At 51.1% G+C, this 15,253-nt stretch carries 14 protein-coding genes, 1 pseudogene and 1 other annotated feature; of the genes and pseudogenes, 4 read left to right on the top strand and 11 right to left on the bottom strand.

Annotated elements, in window-relative coordinates; genetic code table 11:
* Nucleotides 1–34: 34 nt before the first annotated feature.
* The 10 genes and pseudogenes from BG55_RS18105 to BG55_RS18060 all read right to left on the bottom strand — a co-directional run bounded on the left by BG55_RS18105 (nucleotide 35) and on the right by BG55_RS18060 (nucleotide 10,220).
* Nucleotides 35–1,251, bottom strand: a protein-coding gene (locus tag BG55_RS18105; protein ID WP_152542550.1) for an IS3 family transposase whose coding sequence is annotated in 2 segments (ribosomal slippage) — nucleotides 35–904 and nucleotides 907–1,251 — 1,215 coding nt in all. Because the reading frame shifts where the segments join, the coding sequence is not laid out codon by codon here.
* A gap of 100 nt (nucleotides 1,252–1,351) precedes the next feature.
* Entirely contained in the window at nucleotides 1,352–1,651 is a 300-nt protein-coding gene (ihfA, locus tag BG55_RS18095; protein ID WP_004157378.1) for an integration host factor subunit alpha, read from the bottom strand.
* Between the two features lie 4 nt (nucleotides 1,652–1,655).
* Entirely contained in the window at nucleotides 1,656–4,043 is a 2,388-nt protein-coding gene (gene pheT, locus BG55_RS18090) for a phenylalanine--tRNA ligase subunit beta (RefSeq protein WP_034940477.1), read from the bottom strand.
* Nucleotides 4,044–4,058: 15 nt separating this feature from the next.
* A complete protein-coding gene (pheS, locus tag BG55_RS18085) occupies nucleotides 4,059–5,042 on the bottom strand; it encodes a phenylalanine--tRNA ligase subunit alpha (RefSeq protein ID WP_034940487.1) in 984 nt (327 codons plus the stop codon).
* A 77-nt stretch (nucleotides 5,043–5,119) separates the two neighbouring features.
* Nucleotides 5,120–5,243, bottom strand: a sequence feature (Phe leader region).
* Nucleotides 5,193–5,234 (bottom strand): annotated as a pseudogene (locus BG55_RS23070) (hypothetical protein). It overlaps the preceding feature by 42 nt.
* 120 nt (nucleotides 5,244–5,363) lie before the next feature.
* Nucleotides 5,364–5,720, bottom strand: a complete 357-nt coding sequence (rplT, locus tag BG55_RS18080; RefSeq protein WP_034940476.1) for a 50S ribosomal protein L20 — start codon at nucleotides 5,718–5,720, stop codon at nucleotides 5,364–5,366.
* Between the two features lie 39 nt (nucleotides 5,721–5,759).
* Nucleotides 5,760–5,957, bottom strand: coding sequence for a 50S ribosomal protein L35 (gene rpmI, locus BG55_RS18075; RefSeq protein WP_004157374.1), 198 nt, complete (start codon nucleotides 5,955–5,957; stop codon nucleotides 5,760–5,762).
* A 98-nt stretch (nucleotides 5,958–6,055) separates the two neighbouring features.
* Complete coding sequence (infC, locus tag BG55_RS22105; RefSeq protein WP_071995056.1) at nucleotides 6,056–6,607, bottom strand: translation initiation factor IF-3; 552 nt, start codon at nucleotides 6,605–6,607, stop codon at nucleotides 6,056–6,058.
* 3 nt (nucleotides 6,608–6,610) lie between these two features.
* On the bottom strand, nucleotides 6,611–8,539 hold the full coding sequence (gene thrS / locus BG55_RS18065) for a threonine--tRNA ligase (RefSeq protein ID WP_034940473.1): 1,929 nt from the start codon (nucleotides 8,537–8,539) through the stop codon (nucleotides 6,611–6,613).
* A gap of 925 nt (nucleotides 8,540–9,464) precedes the next feature.
* Nucleotides 9,465–10,220, bottom strand: coding sequence for a DUF481 domain-containing protein (locus tag BG55_RS18060; protein WP_034940472.1), 756 nt, complete (start codon nucleotides 10,218–10,220; stop codon nucleotides 9,465–9,467).
* 342 nt (nucleotides 10,221–10,562) lie between these two features.
* Between BG55_RS18060 and BG55_RS18055 the strand changes: the two genes are divergently transcribed.
* Nucleotides 10,563–11,456: a fructosamine kinase family protein gene (locus BG55_RS18055; protein ID WP_034940470.1), complete on the top strand. Its 894-nt coding sequence runs from the start codon at nucleotides 10,563–10,565 to the stop codon at nucleotides 11,454–11,456.
* Nucleotides 11,457–11,475: 19 nt separating this feature from the next.
* Here BG55_RS18055 and BG55_RS18050 read toward each other — a convergent pair whose 3' ends face one another.
* Nucleotides 11,476–12,015, bottom strand: a complete 540-nt coding sequence (locus BG55_RS18050) for a YniB family protein (protein ID WP_034940469.1) — start codon at nucleotides 12,013–12,015, stop codon at nucleotides 11,476–11,478.
* Nucleotides 12,016–12,186: 171 nt separating this feature from the next.
* On the opposite strand from BG55_RS18050, the gene hxpB reads away from it, so the two are divergent.
* The 3 genes from hxpB (at nucleotide 12,187) to BG55_RS18035 (ending at nucleotide 15,152) form a co-directional block, all read left to right on the top strand.
* Nucleotides 12,187–12,858: a hexitol phosphatase HxpB gene (gene hxpB, locus BG55_RS18045; protein ID WP_034940467.1), complete on the top strand. Its 672-nt coding sequence runs from the start codon at nucleotides 12,187–12,189 to the stop codon at nucleotides 12,856–12,858.
* Between the two features lie 146 nt (nucleotides 12,859–13,004).
* Nucleotides 13,005–13,595, top strand: a complete 591-nt coding sequence (locus BG55_RS18040) for a metal-dependent hydrolase (RefSeq protein ID WP_034940465.1) — start codon at nucleotides 13,005–13,007, stop codon at nucleotides 13,593–13,595.
* A gap of 159 nt (nucleotides 13,596–13,754) precedes the next feature.
* On the top strand, nucleotides 13,755–15,152 hold the full coding sequence (locus BG55_RS18035; RefSeq protein WP_034940464.1) for an L-cystine transporter: 1,398 nt from the start codon (nucleotides 13,755–13,757) through the stop codon (nucleotides 15,150–15,152).
* The last annotated feature ends 101 nt before the right edge of the window (nucleotides 15,153–15,253 follow it).

Here is a 15,253-nt window from a genome sequence, read left to right as displayed (position 1 = left end):
GACTAGTCCTGGCATAGGTTGACACTTTACGCCCTCAAAACGCCTGATGTACTGCATCTGGCGTTTTATATTTCAGCGACAGATGCGGTCGCTGGCTATTGTAGATTCTTACCGACTCCGCCACCATTATTTCTGCCTGAACGATGTCTGCCGGGCGCGTTATCAGCAGCTCGTTTTTCAGTATTCCGTTGACCCTCTCCGCAATGGCGTTCTGATAACAGTCATACCCATCCGTCATTGAGCAGATTAGCCCGTGTCTTTCATGCACCGACTGGTACATCGCTGAGCAGTACTGTATGCCGCGATCGGAGTGATGGATCAGCGGTGTCCTGCCATGCCGGTTTTTCAGTGCCATCTGTAGCGCCTTCACCACGTGCTCTGTATGAAGACTTTCATGCACATGGTAACCCACTATTTTCCGTGAGAATGCGTCGGTTACCAGGCTCACGTAAGCCGTGCCGGTTCTGACCGGAAGCCAGGTAATGTCCGCCACCCAAACCTGCTCCGGGCCGGAGATGACGGTCCGCCCCGGCCCGTCTTTCAGCAGGTTTGGATGCTTATAAAAGCGATGATGGCTGTGGGTTGTTTTATGATAAGCCCTGGCCGGACGTACCCGCAGCCCGGCCTCCCGGAGTACGGTAAACAGGCTGTCCCGCCCGATATGCAGTTCAGGTGCATCCCGACAGTTAAGGATATGGTGCAGCTTGCGCGTGCCCAGGCGCGGTTGCTGCATCCTGAGGTTTTTCACTTCCTCAGTAATGCGGCAGGCCTGCTCTGACTTACGTTGCACGCGCTGACACCCCTGATACCAGGCCTGACGGCTTATTTTTAAAAACCGGCAGACCCTGACGATGGTCAGTCCGGGTGTTTTTGCCTGCGCGATAACGAAGCTAACTGCTTTTTTGTCAGCGTGGCACCGAACTCAGTGTTCATGACCTTCACGACGGCCTCAAAGAACTGCGCCTTCACTTCGGATTCAGCCAGCTGCTGCTCAAGCTCTTTGATTCGTTGTTCAGGCGTAAGGGGAAGGGATTTTTTCATGAGTCCTCCACGTGCGCTGCGCTGCTTTGAAGAGTGCCAGTCCAGCTGGCCATATTTACGCAGCCACTTCAGAACGGTGGAGCACCCCTGGATACCGTAGCGCTCCTGAGCCTGACGATAAGTCATCTCACCTTTTTCAACCTGCTCAACGACGGCCAGTTTAAAGGACAGAGAGTAGTCGCGTTGTGTACGTTTAACATATTGCTTCATCACATTCTCCTCAGAATCGCGGGAAAATGTGTCAACGCTATTCAGGACGGGTCAAAGCAAAGAAAAAGGCCGCATCAGCGGCCTTTTGAGATAGCAGAAATCAGTCTTCTTTTGGCGTGGCGTTTTCAACCCGACTTTTGAGCTTCTGCCCAGGCCGGAAAGTGACCACACGACGCGCCGTAATCGGAATATCTTCACCGGTCTTAGGGTTACGTCCAGGACGTTGATTTTTGTCGCGAAGGTCGAAGTTGCCAAATCCTGACAGTTTGACCTGCTCACCATTTTCCAAAGCCCTGCGGACCTCTTCAAAAAACAGTTCTACCAGCTCTTTGGCATCCCGTTTACTAAGTCCAAGCTTTTCAAACAGGTATTCGGACATTTCAGCTTTTGTAAGCGCCATAGGTTCAATCCCTCAAGGTTGCCTGGAATCGCTCTTCTAATGCCGCAACGCATTTGGCGACGGTTGCGGCAATCTCCTCTTCTTCGAGTGTCCGGCTGGTATCTTGCAAAATCAGGCTGATAGCAAGGCTCTTAAAACCTTCATTCACGCCCTTACCACGGTACACGTCAAACAAGTTTACGCCAACTATCTGATTTACGCCAACTTTCTTACACTCTGCGATGATATCTGCTGCCGGAACACTTTCTGCAACCACGACGGCGATATCACGGCGGTTTGCCGGGAAGCGTGAAATCTCGCTGGCATCAGGCAGGACGCGGTCTGCCACCTTATCCCATTCCAGTTCGAACACCACGGTACGACCGTTAAGATCCAGTTTACGCTCAAGTTCCGGGTGCACCACACCAATAAAACCAATGCGGGCATCCTGCAAATAAATTGCCGCACTCTGCCCGGGATGGAGTGCAGGATTAGCTTCAGCACGGAAGGTGATGTCAGATGATTTACCGGTAAGATCGAGCACGGACTCCAAATCACCTTTCAAATCATAGAAGTCAACGGTCTGGCGCGCCAGATCCCAGTGCTCTTCGGAGCGTGCACCGCTGATAACACCTGCCAGCATAACATCCTGACGGATGCCCAGGTCTGCCTGCGCATCCGGTATAAACCGCAGTCCACTTTCGAACAGTCGCACCCTGCTTTGCTGACGGTTTTGATTGTAAACCACCGCGGTCAGCAGCCCGGTCCACAGCGAAAGACGCATCGCGGACATCTCGACTGAAATGGGAGCAGGTAATACCAGTGGTTCAATACCCGGATGCAACAGCGCCTGCAATTTAGGATCAACAAAGCTGTAGGTGATGGCTTCCTGGTAGCCTTTATCTACCAGCATCGCTTTCGCACGCTTCAGAGAAAGTTCAGCTTCACGGTGGGAAGTCATTATCAGACCGGCCCGCACCGGGACATCAGGGATATTGTTGTAACCGTAAACGCGGGCGACTTCCTCGACCAGGTCTTCTTCAATCGCGATATCAAAGCGCCAGCCTGGCGCTGTTGCCTGCCAGTACCCATTGCCTTCTGTCACGTCACAGCCCAGACGACGTAGAATGTCGCTCACTTCATCGTCTGAAATAACATGGCCGATCAGTCGGTCCAGTTTTTCACGACGCAGCGTGATGGTGGCACGCTCTGGCAGCGATGCCCTGTCGGTAACATCAATAACCAAACCGGCTTCGCCGCCACAAATTTCCAGCAGCAGACCGGTGGCACGCTCCATCGCTTTGTACTGTAATTGCGGGTCAACACCACGTTCATAACGATGCGAAGCATCGGTATGCAGGCCATGACGACGCGCGCGACCGGTGATTGACAGCGGACTGAAGAACGCACTCTCTAACAGCACGCTACGCGTAGATTCATTGACACCTGAATGTTCGCCACCGAAAATTCCGGCCATTGCCAGGGGTTTATGATGGTCAGCAATGACCAGGGTATCGTTCTTCAGTTTTGCATCGCTACCATCGAGCAGCGTCAGGGATTCCCCTTCTTCTGCCATACGCACCACAATGCCTCCGTCGATCCGATCAAGATCGAAAGCATGCATCGGCTGTCCCAGTTCCAGCAGTACGAAGTTGGTGATATCCACCACCGGATCGATGGAGCGAATACCACAACGGCGCAGTTTCTCTCTCATCCACAGCGGCGTGGCAGCCTTAACGTTGATGTTTTTTATCACCCGTCCCAGATATCGCGGACACGCTTCAACCGCATCCACCCGGATGGGCAAGGTATCGGCAACAGTTGCGGTAACGGGGGTCACCACAGGCTCAGTCAGCGCCATTTTGTTTAACATCGCCACGTCACGGGCAATACCGATGATCCCCAGACAGTCAGCGCGGTTCGGCGTAACGCTGATTTCGATGGTGTTATCATCCAGTTGAAGATACTGACGGATATCGCTTCCGACTGGCGCATCCTGCGGCAGTTCAATAATGCCACTGTGATCGTCGGCAATCCCCAGTTCAGAAAATGAGCACAGCATTCCTTCTGAAGGTTCGCCGCGAAGTTTAGCGGCCTTGATTTTGAAATCACCGGGAAGTACTGCACCCACGGTTGCCACGGCGACTTTCAACCCCTGACGACAGTTTGGTGCGCCACAAACGATATCTAACAGGCGTTCGCCGCCAATATTGATTTTGGTAACCCGCAGTTTATCCGCATTCGGATGCTGACCACACTCGGTGACCTCACCCACGACGACACCGTGAAATGCACCCGCAACCGCATCGACGCCGTCAACTTCCAGACCGGCCATGGTTATCTGTTCGGACAGGGCGGCGCTATCGATGGCCGGATTAACCCATTCGCGTAGCCAGAGTTCGCTGAATTTCATTGCTGTTAACCGCCCTTATTTAAACTGTTTGAGGAAACGTAAATCATTCTCGAAGAAGGCGCGCAAATCAGTAACGCCATAGCGCAACATGGTCAGGCGCTCCATGCCCATACCAAAGGCAAAACCGGAATAAATTTCCGGATCAATACCGACATTGCGCAGCACATTCGGATGCACCATGCCGCATCCCAGAACTTCCAGCCACTTACCGTTTTTACCCATCACATCCACTTCGGCGGACGGTTCAGTAAACGGAAAATAAGAGGGACGAAAACGCACCTGTAAATCCTGTTCAAAGAAGTTATTCAGGAAATCGTGCAACGTCCCCTTCAGATTGGTGAAGCTGATATCTTTATCAATAATCAGACCTTCCATCTGATGGAACATCGGGGTATGGGTCTGGTCGTAGTCGTTACGATAAACACGCCCCGGTGCGATAATACGTATCGGCGGCTTCTGATTCATCATCGTGCGGATCTGTACCCCAGAAGTCTGGGTGCGTAACAGACGAGTGGCATCAAACCAGAACGTATCGTGATCGGCACGAGCCGGGTGATGTCCCGGAATATTCAGGGCATCGAAGTTGTGATAATCATCTTCAATCTCAGGACCGGTTTCCACAGCAAAACCCAGTTCACCAAAAAACGTCTCAATACGGTCAATCGTTCGGGTGATGGGGTGCAGCCCGCCATTCTCTGTGCGACGCCCGGGAAGAGATACATCGATGGTTTCCGCCGCCAGACGCGCATTCAGTGCTGCTGATTCAAGATCATTTTTGCGGGCATTCAGTGCATCCTGTACCAGCTGCTTTGCTTCGTTGATCACCGCCCCGGCTGCCGGACGCTCTTCGGCAGGCAGTTCACGAAGTGTGGTCATCTGCAAAGTCAGATGGCCTTTTTTCCCGAGATATTCGACACGTACCGTATCTAACGCGGCAACATCGTGTGCATCGACAATGGCTGCTTTCGCGTTCGCCACCAGTTCAGCGAGATGTGACATGCTTTCCTCTTCTTCCAGCCGCCGTGGCCGGTCTGTTTTTATGTGGACGAGTTCGCCCTGGATTTGCCACGCCAGAAACAAAAAAAGCCTCCACGAGGGAGGCTTTCAGCGCGATTTTTCGTTTCTTCTCTTAGCGCAAGCCTCCTGAATTCAGGTGCTAAAGTAAAAAAAGAAACGAAAACTCGCATTCATGCAGGCATTACCTTGTTGTTAAAGTGAATTCTGAAAACGACTGCTCTATTGAAAAGGGCACAGATAAAAAAGTCAATTTTTTCAACAGTAAAAAATAAAAGAGGGAGCAAGCTCCCTCTTTCATCTGACTTACGCCAGTGCTGATTTTGCTTTTTCAACGAGGGCAGTAAAGGCCACTTTGTCGAAAACAGCGATATCAGCCAGGATCTTACGATCGATCTCAATAGATGCCTTTTTCAGGCCATTGATGAAACGGCTGTAAGACATTCCGTTAGTGCGTGCCGCAGCGTTGATACGCGCGATCCACAGCTGACGGAACTGACGCTTACGCTGACGGCGGTCACGGTAAGCATACTGACCAGCTTTAATGACAGCCTGGAAGGCAACGCGATAAACACGCGAACGTGCACCGTAGTAGCCTTTAGCTTGTTTTAAGATTTTTTTGTGACGTGCGCGAGCAACTACACCACGTTTTACACGAGCCATTTAGCTCTCCTGTTTAATATTCTGTTTGAAAAAAATGACTTATGCGTATGGCAGGCAGGCAATAACCAGGCCCAGATCGCCTTTTGACACCATGCCTTTTGGACGCAGGTGACGTTTACGCTTAGTTGATTTCTTCGTCAGAATATGACGCAGGTTTGCGTGTTTACGCTTAAAGCCGCCAGAGGCGGTCTTTTTAAAGCGCTTAGCCGCGCCACGTACAGTTTTAATCTTTGGCATTTAAAACATCCACTTCGCATTGTTAATAAAATGAACCAGAGAGGCGAATAAAAAGACACTGTGACCGAAGCCACAGTGCTTGATATTGCTTTAATGGCCTACTGCTTCTTCTTCGGAGCGAGCACCATAATCATCTGACGACCTTCAATCTTCGAAGGGAAGGATTCGACAATCGCCAGATCCATATCGTCACACAGATCTTTACGGACGCGGTTAAGCACTTCCATGCCGATCTGCTGGTGCGCCATTTCACGACCACGAAAACGCAGCGTGATTTTGGCTTTGTCACCCTCTTCCAGAAAGCGAACCAGGTTGCGTAGTTTTACCTGATAGTCGCCATCATCGGTACCAGGACGGAATTTAATTTCCTTAACCTGGATAACTTTTTGCTTTTTCTTCTGTTCTTTAGAAGATTTGCTTTTTTCGTAGAGGAACTTGCCGTAATCCATAATACGGCAAACCGGCGGCTCGGCGTTAGGGCTGATTTCAACTAAATCAACGCCTGCTTCTTCAGCTTTTTCTAAAGCTTCATTCAGACTGACAATACCAATCTGCTCGCCATCGACGCCTGTCAGACGAACCTCATTGGCGCGAATTTCTCTGTTAATGCGATTAGGACGCGCCGGTTGAACTCGTTTTCCGCCTTTAATACCTTATTCCTCCAGTTGATGAAGATTGCGACTGCGGATTTCTTCCAACAGTTTCGCGATCGCTTCATTTACGTCCATGCTGCCCAGGTCTTTACCACGGCGGGTGCGAACGGCAACTTTGCCTGCTTCCACCTCTTTATCACCACAAACCAGCATATAAGGGACACGACGTAAAGTGTGCTCGCGGATTTTAAAGCCAATCTTCTCGTTTCTCAAGTCCGCTTTTACACGAATGCCCGCATTCTGAAGTTTTCGGGTCAATTCTGCAACATATTCGGACTGACCATCGGTGATATTCATCACCACCACCTGTACCGGAGCGAGCCAGCTTGGGAAAAATCCGGCATACTCTTCGGTCAGAATACCGATAAAGCGCTCCACAGACCCCAGGATGGCGCGGTGGATCATTACCGGCACCTGGCGATCGTTATTTTCACCGACATATGACGCACCAAGACGTCCTGGCAGCGAGAAGTCAAGCTGCACGGTGCCACATTGCCATGCGCGATCCAGGCAGTCATGCAGGGTAAATTCAATTTTGGGGCCGTAGAACGCCCCCTCACCCGGCTGGTACTCAAACGGGATTTGATTCTCGTCAAGCGCCGCAGCAAGGTCCGCTTCAGCGCGATCCCACATTTCATCAGAACCAATGCGCTTCGCCGGACGGGTGGAAAGTTTGACGGCGATTTTTTCGAAGCCGAAAGTGCCGTACATGTCATAGACCATGCGGATACAGCTGTTTACTTCAGCACGCACCTGCTCTTCGGTACAGAAGATATGAGCATCATCCTGGGTAAAGCCACGCACCCGCATCAGCCCATGAAGGGCCCCGGAAGGTTCGTTACGATGGCAGCTGCCGAATTCAGCCATGCGCAGCGGCAGATCGCGGTACGATTTCAGTCCCTGATTGAAGATTTGGACATGTCCGGGACAGTTCATCGGTTTAATACAATATTCACGATTCTCCGAAGAGGTGGTAAACATCGCTTCTTTATAGTTTTCCCAGTGCCCGGTTTTCTCCCACAGCACCCGATCCATCATCAGCGGACCTTTAACTTCCTGGTAGTCATACTCCGTCAGCTTACTGCGAACGAAAATCTCCAGCTCACGGAAAATGGTCCAGCCGTCGTTGTGCCAGAATACCATTCCCGGCGCTTCTTCCTGCATGTGGTACAGATCGAGCTGCTTACCAATTTTACGGTGATCGCGCTTAGCGGCTTCTTCCAGACGCAACAAATAAGCGGCCAACTGCTTTTTATCAGCCCAGGCCGTACCGTAAATTCGCTGCAACATTTTATTGTTGCTGTCGCCCCGCCAGTAGGCACCTGAAATTTTTTGTAATTTAAAATGGTGGCAGAAACGCATATTAGGCACATGCGGTCCACGGCACATATCAACATATTCCTGATGATGATAGAGGCCCGGACTGTCGTCATGGCTGATGTTTTCATCAAGAATCGTCATCTTATAAGTTTCGCCACGCGCGGCGAAGGCGTCACGCGCTTCCTGCCAGCTGACCTTTTTCTTAATGACATCGTAATTCGTTTCAGCCAGCTGGTGCATACGCTTTTCCAGCAGCTCAATGTCTTCCTGGGTCAACGTGCGATCAATGTCAACGTCATAATAGAAGCCGTTATCAATAACCGGACCGATAGCCATTCTGGTATCCGGCCACAGCTGTTTGATAGCGTGCCCTAAAAGGTGAGCGCAGGAGTGACGAATAATCTCCAGCCCGGCTTCATCTTTAGCCGTGATAATGGCGACATTTGCGTCGGTGCTGATTGGATCAACCGCATCGACCAGCTCACCATTTACCCGACCAGCGATACAGGCTTTTGCCAGCCCCGGACCAATATCCTGAGCAATATCCATCACGCTGACAGCATGATCAAACTTACGCTGACTTCCATCAGGAAGAGTAATTACAGGCATGTAACATCCTTAAATGCAGTGGTAACCCGTACGCAAGGCTACATACAAAGTTTAATTTTGTATATATATCATGGCATTACATCTTAAAATCAACTCACATTTGTCGATTTGAGGCAATGTCCTGACACACAGAGTCAAAGGCATCGACGTGAAGAAACCTTCGAAGGGGGGTTATCTTACACGCCACAGGCGCTAAATGCACGGCATGAGCAAAGAGGAAGCCTGCTATAAGCTTTTCTCCACAGAGTTTTCCGGCATACCATCGCGGCTGTAACCTGCCGTAACCGTAAAAGGGATAATTCAGTCTGGTATCGTTTTCGTCCAACCCAAAAACTCACCTTACTGTTGGCATTCCCGACTGGCTGCCTGGTTGCTCAACCAGTCGGGTGTATAACAGGTGCGCTGCAACAGACAATGCCATCAGGAGAGCGTCATTTTCCACGCCGGTTATTCCATCCGCCTTTTTTATTTCAACAGAAACAACATCCGGATAATTTGTATAATTTTCACCACCCGATTTGCGCAGCGGATTAAATAAGATGAGTCACTGCATACAGAACCTGGCATGGCCTTATGTTTTATGCCACCAGTAATGAATTGCTCAAAATAGTGCGCCAACCTCATTGCAACATCATAAGGCAACCGTTACCTGAATTCACACCTTATGATTATCGCCATCAATGATGCTGGCATTAAAAATATAAAAACATGAAAATAAATTACCGGATGGAAATTTTTTTATGTAAAAGAGTAAGGTGCAGAGGCCGTGATTTGAGAAATATATCTGATACACAGAATGATATTTGAATAATATCGCTCTCTGTTCGCCACCAGGTGTGGATAAAAATCAGTTCAGGGGAGTTCAGATCCGGAAGCATAATCCTGCTTTACAGAAAGTATTAAGCTTGCTTCCGGACCCGGGTGTTTACATAGCGTATGAAAGCTGAATCGTGGTTTTGGTATCCGTTTTATCCGGTGCTGAAGACGGCGGATTCTGGTTCCATGTCACATTGTAAGCCAGCTTGAGAGCAAAATGGCTGTTAATCGCTACCTGAAGACCGGTTTCTGAGTTTACGGTGGTATCATCGCTTCCCAGTACGGATACACCCTGAATAAACTTCGTGGTGTCGGTCAGTTGCCACTGGTAGCTCAATGCCCCATAGGCCAGTGCCTGGGTTTCATGCCCACCGTCGTGGTAGTCATCGTAACGCACGCCAGGACCGGCTTCCACGCGTAACGAATGCACCGGACCATTCAGTATCTGGCGACCGTAACCGGCAGCAAGGATAGAGCGTCCATCATAACCGTTAAAACGATCGCTTAACCAGCTGGCCTGACCAAAGAGGTAATCAGCCGAGTTCAGGTTGTAACGGGTACGTCCACCGATCTGGTAAGTTTCAGAAGCACGTACGTCATTAGATGAAGTATTACTGGCGTTACCCCACAAGCTGTATGCCGTTGAGGGCTGATACCAGGTCATATTGGTGTTAGCCGTCAGTGATGAACTGGTGGTGTTTCCCGTCTGAGCAAGATAGCCGGCGGCAGCATTACCTTCGAAGGTTTTTTTTGCCGTTGAAGGATCATCCATGACGGTAAAAACGTTGTTATCCGCCAGTGCCTGATGGCATATCGAGGCCCCGGAGAGTAAAAGTAGTGCAGACAGCTTGTTAAGCGCTTTCATTTAATGTGATCCGTACGACAGGTTAAAAGGGTGAGTCTGAAGAGTTTCAGAGGACGATCAATGTAATTTACGGTAAGAATCGTAACATTTTATTAAATATATATTTTTTTCAGCTAACAGGCCCGCAAAGCCCGCCAAATGAGAATCATCTCATTAACATGGCAAATTATAACGGTTAGTTGCAAATTTTTCACCACATTGTAAACAGGAAACATCTGACAGAGACCACAGCGTGCAACCGCTCGTCTCAACATATTGAATATTAAATTGCCAGGTGCGTGAGGTGTTTTCTGACGGAAATAATCATCCTCCCACAGTGAACAGCGTAAAAAGGAGTACCCCATGTGGTCAGCCATTGGTCGTCTGTTAAGTGAGCAGTTTGCAATTGCTGAAATTACCCAGCGTATCCGGTTATCTGATGGAGAAATACACTCGACGTGGAGAGCCCGCTATGGTGAGCATGATGTCTTTGTAAAATGCAATTCACGCGACATGCTCGACCTGTTTATCAGGGAAGCAGAACAACTGGAGTTGCTGGCACGCACGGGAACGGTGAAAGTGCCGACAGTCTATGGGGTGGGTAGCGATCGTGATGTCAGCTTTCTTCTGCTGGAGTATATCCCACTGCGGCCGATGGACGGTGAAAGTGCCAGACAACTGGGTGAACAGCTGGCGCGGCTGCATCAATGGAGTGAGCAACCGCAATTTGGGCTGGATTTTGATAACAATTTCACCACCTCTCCTCAGCCCAACAACTGGTTGCGCCGCTGGTCACATTTTTTTTCCGAGCAACGCATTGGCTGGCAGTTGCTGCTGGCGGCGGAAAAAGGCATTCAATATGGCAACAGCGAATTGATCATCGATTGCGCTGAGAGATTACTGGCCTCGCACCATCCCCAGCCTTCCCTGCTGCACGGCGACCTGTGGCCTGCAAACTACGGCAACAGCCACAGCGGGCCGTGGATCTTTGACCCCGCCTGTTACTGGGGAGACAGAGAGTGCGATCTGGCGTTGCTGCCAGACTTCCCAGCGTTGCCACAACACCTTCTGCACGGTTATCAGTCAGTATGGCCATTGCCGACTGACTACCTGTCGCGTCAGCCCGTCTATCGGCTCTATTATCTGCTCAACCGGGCTAACGTGTTTGGCGGCGACTGGATAACAGAGGCTCAGCGGGCGGTGGGGGCGCTGCTGGACCCGGATGGGCCAAAAGTGCAGCACGTCAAACCGGATTGATAGTGAGAAGCCCGGGGATTCAGCCGATAAAACCCAACAACTTCAGGATAAAATAGCCCGCGACGGCGACGGCCACTGGCAGAATATACAGCGGGAAAAATTGCAGAAAAATGCTATGTCCGGGCACCACAATTTTCTCTTCCAACTGCTGGCGGCTTCGCCCTTCCGTCCCTCTGGCATTTTCCAGGATTAACTGATCCTCAACCCCTTCTTTCAGACGACGCGACTGCCGCCACATTCTGGCACCCGATGCCTGTAAAGCCAGGCCGATGAAAATCATCACGTAGATAATCCAGAAAGTAATATTGCTACCTTGATTGAAATCCGGCACCGGCGAATTATTCCAGAAGCTGTTCAGAAAGCCGGTATTGAAGCGGATCATATCGATCATGACGTGGGAGAAGTCCTGCATGACCGCATTAATGCCTTCCCGTTTTTCCCGGCTTTTCTCAAGAAATCCCATCAGTGAGATCAATGTTGAGATTAACGCCGGAATAAAAATAACCCAGCCAGCACTTCGTTTGAGTATTGCGATCCGGCCAGCCTGTTGATAAGTCATGCTTTCTTCCTGTCATCCTGAAATGTGGCTCTAAGTTTACCCTTTGAAAATAAAATCTGCCTGTAAAAAGTGGTTCTCACCTCCTGTGGGTCAGAAAGCGTGATGGATGGAAAGATGTTGCAGCATGGTCGTTCTGCTAAGGTATCTGTAAATTTCTGATGGAGGCTGAATATGTCCCGTTCCCACCCGGTTGTGGCAGCAATCTTTGATATGGATGGACTGATAATCGATTCTGAACCCCTGTGGGAGAGAGCTGAGCTGGAAATATTCGCTCAGTTAGGCGTTGATCTCACCAGACGCAGCGAAATGCCTGACACCGTGGGTCTGCGTATCGATCAGGTGGTGAGAATGTGGTTCGAGGCACAGCCCTGGAGAGGCCCCGATCAGCAGGCGATCACCCGCCGTATCATAGCCCGTACCCTGGAGTTGATTGAAGAAAGCCGTCCACTGTTACCCGGCGTTAAGCAGGCATTACAGCTATGTCAGGCTGAGGGACTGAAAATCGGTCTGGCTTCCGCTTCGCCTTTAACTATGCTGGAGCGGGTTCTGGACATGTTTGAGCTGCGCGATAACTTCAGCGTGCTGGCCTCTGCGGAATCGCTTCCTTACAGCAAACCGCATCCGCAGGTTTATCTTGATGCCGCCGCAGCGCTTGATGTTGACCCTCTTTGCTGCGTGACGCTGGAAGACTCCTTCAACGGTATGATTGCGACAAAAGCGGCACGAATGCGTTCTGTGGTGGTCCCTGCACCTCAGTTCGCCAGTGATGCCCGATGGACGCTGGCGGATGTGCAGCTCAGCTCGCTCACTCAACTGACTAAAAAAGCACTGCTGGGAAATTGATCCCCGGACCGGCATTGGTCTGGCTGGGGATACTCTGACAGTCAGGCAGGAAAATTATTTATCTTTCGTTACAACGTAACCTGTTTATTACACTGTATATATCCCCTATACTGGATGAAATAACAGTAATATAACCGGGTATAATCATGACGGCCGAAGGCCATCTAATTTTTGCTATCGCCAGCGCCATATTTGCCAAACGGGCTGAGCTGACACCAGAACTGGCAAGCGGTGACTGGTGGCACATCATTCCCGCCGCACTGCTGACCTGCCTGCTACCGGATATTGACCATCCTAAATCGTTTCTGGGTCAGCGCCTGAAATGGATCTCTCATCCGGTCGCCCGGCTTTTCGGTCACCGGGGGTTTACCCACTCCCTGCTGGCGGTGATTGCTGCGGTGGCGTTGTTACAACTGAAAATTCCTTCACAGGGAATTATTCCCGCCGATGCCTTTCAGGGCCTGGTACTGGGCTATCTGAGTCATATCGCCGCCGACATGCTTACCCCTGCCGGGGTGCCACTGCTGTGGCCGTGCCGCTGGCGTTTTCGTCTGCCATTACTGAACAGCCAGAAAGGCAATCAACTGGAGAGAGCCTTGTGTCTGGCGCTGGTGGGGTACGCCATGTGGTTTCCTCCGGGTATGCCGCCCTCAGGCGCAAACGGCTGGCCGGCGCAAATCATTAATGCCGTTCAGAACAGCATCGGCCGCTTAATTAAACAGCAACCAGCCTGGTAGCGGTTTTTAATGCCCGTTAGCTATAAGACATGCCTTTTGGATATATTGCTGTTTCTGCCCTCACTGTTAACATGCGCGCAAAGACGCACCTGTTGCGCAACAAAAAATAACAGTTATTGACGGGGCGAAGACAACCCCGAAACCATTGGAGATACGGGGATGAACTTTCCATTACTGGCTAACCTGGCGGCATTTATCATTCTGCTGGTCATTCTGGCCAGATGCGGCAACAGTAGCTGGAGCCTGTCCAGACGGGTGCTGACGGGCCTGGTGATTGGCGTACTGTTTGGGCTGTCATTACAAACTATTTATGGCGCAGATAACCCGACGCTGAAAACTTCAATCACGTGGTTTAATCTCGCAGGCAACGGCTATGTTCAGCTGCTGCAAATGATTGTGATGCCGCTGGTTTTTGCTTCGATCCTCAGCGCGGTGGCACGTCTGCACAACGCCTCTTCTCTGGGCAAAATCAGCACGCTGACTATCGGCGTCCTGCTGTTTACGACTGCGATTTCCGCACTGGTGGGCGTATTCGTCACCTGGCTGTTTGGCCTGAACGCCAGTGGTCTGGTCCAGGGCGCGCAGGAAACGGCGCGCCTTGCTGCCCTGCAATCTAATTACGTTGGTAAAGTCGCCGATCTGTCGCCGCCTCAACTGCTGCTTTCCTTCATCCCGAAAAATCCGTTTGCCGATCTGACCGGCGCGAATCCGACATCCATTATCAGCGTGGTCATCTTTGCTGCGTTCCTCGGCGTCGCCGCTCTGCACCTGTTAAGAGATGATAAACCGAAGGGCGAACGTGTGCTGGCAGCCATTGACGTCTTACAGGCCTGGGTGATGAAGCTGGTCAGGCTGATTATGAAACTGACCCCCTACGGTGTGATGGCGCTGATGACTAAAGTCGTGGCCAGCTCAAACGTGAATGACATCATCAAACTGGGTGGATTCGTGCTGGCTTCTTATCTGGGACTGGCGATTATGTTTGCGGTCCATGCGCTGTTACTGTCAGTTAACGGCGTTAACCCCGGACGTTTTTTCCGGAAAATGTGGCCGGTGCTGACGTTTGCCTTCACCAGCCGTTCCAGTGCCGCCACTATTCCACTGAGCGTTGAAGCACAAACCCGCCGTCTGGGCATTCCTGAATCCATTGCCAGCTTTGCAGCCTCATTTGGCGCCACCATTGGGCAGAACGGCTGTGCCGGGCTTTATCCCACCATGCTGGCAGTAATGGTCGCGCCCACGGTGGGTATTAACCCCTTCGACCCGATGTGGATCGCCACGCTGGTCGGTGTTGTGACGCTCAGCTCTGCCGGTGTGGCAGGCGTCGGGGGTGGCGCAACATTCGCCGCGCTGATCGTACTGCCAACGCTTGGCCTGCCGGTGACGCTGGTGGCATTACTGATCTCCATTGAACCGCTGATTGATATGGGCCGAACTGCCCTGAATGTTAACGGCTCGGTAACCGCCGGGACGCTGACCAGCCAGTGGCTGAAGCAGACAGATAAATCACGGATGAACAGTGATGCCGAAAACGATGCGGCATTAGCCCAGCGCTAACCCTCTGAACGCTTTAATATTTCTCAGCTGAGGCTGGTTATCCGGCCTCTTTCATTTATCGCGATGAATGACCTCCGCCCCGACCTTGTTCGCCATAACGA

This window comes from Erwinia mallotivora (assembly GCF_000590885.1).
Classification (GTDB): domain Bacteria; phylum Pseudomonadota; class Gammaproteobacteria; order Enterobacterales; family Enterobacteriaceae; genus Erwinia; species Erwinia mallotivora.
Note: the sequence above shows the minus strand (reverse complement) of the source record. Positions and strands in the feature narration are given on the sequence as shown.

What these genes read in the sequence shown, in the direction of transcription:
- BG55_RS18060 (WP_034940472.1), bottom strand. Translation starts at nt 10,220, where the DNA reads ATGAAAGCGCTTAACAAGCTGTCTGCACTACTTTTACTCTCCGGGGCC.
- hxpB (WP_034940467.1), top strand. Translation starts at nt 12,187, where the DNA reads ATGTCCCGTTCCCACCCGGTTGTGGCAGCAATCTTTGATATGGATGGA.
- pheT (WP_034940477.1), bottom strand. Translation starts at nt 4,043, where the DNA reads ATGAAATTCAGCGAACTCTGGCTACGCGAATGGGTTAATCCGGCCATC.
- ihfA (WP_004157378.1), bottom strand. Translation starts at nt 1,651, where the DNA reads ATGGCGCTTACAAAAGCTGAAATGTCCGAATACCTGTTTGAAAAGCTT.
- rplT (WP_034940476.1), bottom strand. Translation starts at nt 5,720, where the DNA reads ATGGCTCGTGTAAAACGTGGTGTAGTTGCTCGCGCACGTCACAAAAAA.
- pheS (WP_034940487.1), bottom strand. Translation starts at nt 5,042, where the DNA reads ATGTCACATCTCGCTGAACTGGTGGCGAACGCGAAAGCAGCCATTGTC.
- rpmI (WP_004157374.1), bottom strand. Translation starts at nt 5,957, where the DNA reads ATGCCAAAGATTAAAACTGTACGTGGCGCGGCTAAGCGCTTTAAAAAG.
- thrS (WP_034940473.1), bottom strand. Translation starts at nt 8,539, where the DNA reads ATGCCTGTAATTACTCTTCCTGATGGAAGTCAGCGTAAGTTTGATCAT.
- BG55_RS18055 (WP_034940470.1), top strand. Translation starts at nt 10,563, where the DNA reads ATGTGGTCAGCCATTGGTCGTCTGTTAAGTGAGCAGTTTGCAATTGCT.
- BG55_RS18050 (WP_034940469.1), bottom strand. Translation starts at nt 12,015, where the DNA reads ATGACTTATCAACAGGCTGGCCGGATCGCAATACTCAAACGAAGTGCT.
- BG55_RS18035 (WP_034940464.1), top strand. Translation starts at nt 13,755, where the DNA reads ATGAACTTTCCATTACTGGCTAACCTGGCGGCATTTATCATTCTGCTG.
- BG55_RS18040 (WP_034940465.1), top strand. Translation starts at nt 13,005, where the DNA reads ATGACGGCCGAAGGCCATCTAATTTTTGCTATCGCCAGCGCCATATTT.